Annotated in this window: 2 protein-coding genes; one reads left to right on the top strand and one right to left on the bottom strand. The window is 48.6% G+C overall.

Annotated features, from left to right (window positions below):
- Positions 1-186: hypothetical protein (locus EKD02_RS10115; protein WP_221763002.1), on the top strand; the 186-nt coding region annotated here is incomplete at its 5' end.
- Between the two features lie 107 nt (positions 187-293).
- Here EKD02_RS10115 and EKD02_RS09885 read toward each other — a convergent pair.
- A complete protein-coding gene (locus EKD02_RS09885; RefSeq protein WP_280525336.1) occupies positions 294-827 on the bottom strand; it encodes a group II intron maturase-specific domain-containing protein in 534 nt (177 codons plus the stop codon).
- Positions 828-865 lie beyond the last annotated feature (38 nt).

Below are 865 nucleotides of genomic sequence, written 5' to 3'. Positions count from 1 at the left end.
CTGAGAGCTTCAAGAACGACTTTGGTTTTAAACTCGGGGTTGAATTTTCTGCGCTTCTGCTTCATGCTGACTGCTGGATTTAAGGGTTTTAGCCAATTTAACCAGCTGTCCTATTTTTGGGGAGCATTTCAGAATTCGGCGCTGAATTTCCGGCGGGTTCGTTTCATGACTGCTGGTTATGATTGACCCCTTCCCCGAAAACCATGCACCGGACAATTTCGTCGGGTAACAGCGGTGTATTTCTACACCGCCGTCCCCTAAGAACCCAGCATGCAACTTTCGCGGCACTGGGCTCAAGCCTCAGCAAAGGCACCCTGTTCAAGTACCCGGAAACACTTTGGTGTTGATTTCATCATCTGTTTTTTTCGGGCTTCAAAATAGGGCCTCCACACTGGATTGTGAGGATTGGCTCCCATCCTGATCTTGACATGTCGCTTGATTGGAGTGCTGCCTTCGAGAAACAGCGTTAACGGCTGTTTCTTTCGAACATCGACCATTGCGGCAAACACCCAGTCGCGGGACTTCTGAGTCGTAAAGTATTTGGCTTTGACCCATCGAGCCCCTTTGTTAGGGTGTCGTCGTCTTGCCCATTGCCACAGCATGAACCAGATTTGCGAGTCATTACGAGCAAAGGTTCTCTTGGCCACAGCGTGGCGATGGTAATTGGCCCAGCCCCGTAATACAGGGTTGAGGTAGCCAATCAGGTGCACCTGTTTTGTTGCCTTGTTCGCCTTGATGATCTCTTTCACCTTTTTGAGGTGTGACTGGATGCTCTGTTTTGATGGCTTTGGAGGTGCTACATTATTATGGACACTCAAAGAAGCCATATATTCCTCAAAAACAGGAGATATGAATTATGGCACAG

It is taken from the genome of Chlorobium phaeovibrioides (assembly GCF_003968655.1).
Taxonomy (GTDB): domain Bacteria; phylum Bacteroidota; class Chlorobiia; order Chlorobiales; family Chlorobiaceae; genus Chlorobium; species Chlorobium phaeovibrioides.
This window is presented reverse-complemented; position numbering and strand designations above follow the sequence as displayed.

What these genes read in the sequence shown, in the direction of transcription:
- EKD02_RS09885 (WP_280525336.1), bottom strand. Translation starts at nt 827, where the DNA reads ATGGCTTCTTTGAGTGTCCATAATAATGTAGCACCTCCAAAGCCATCA.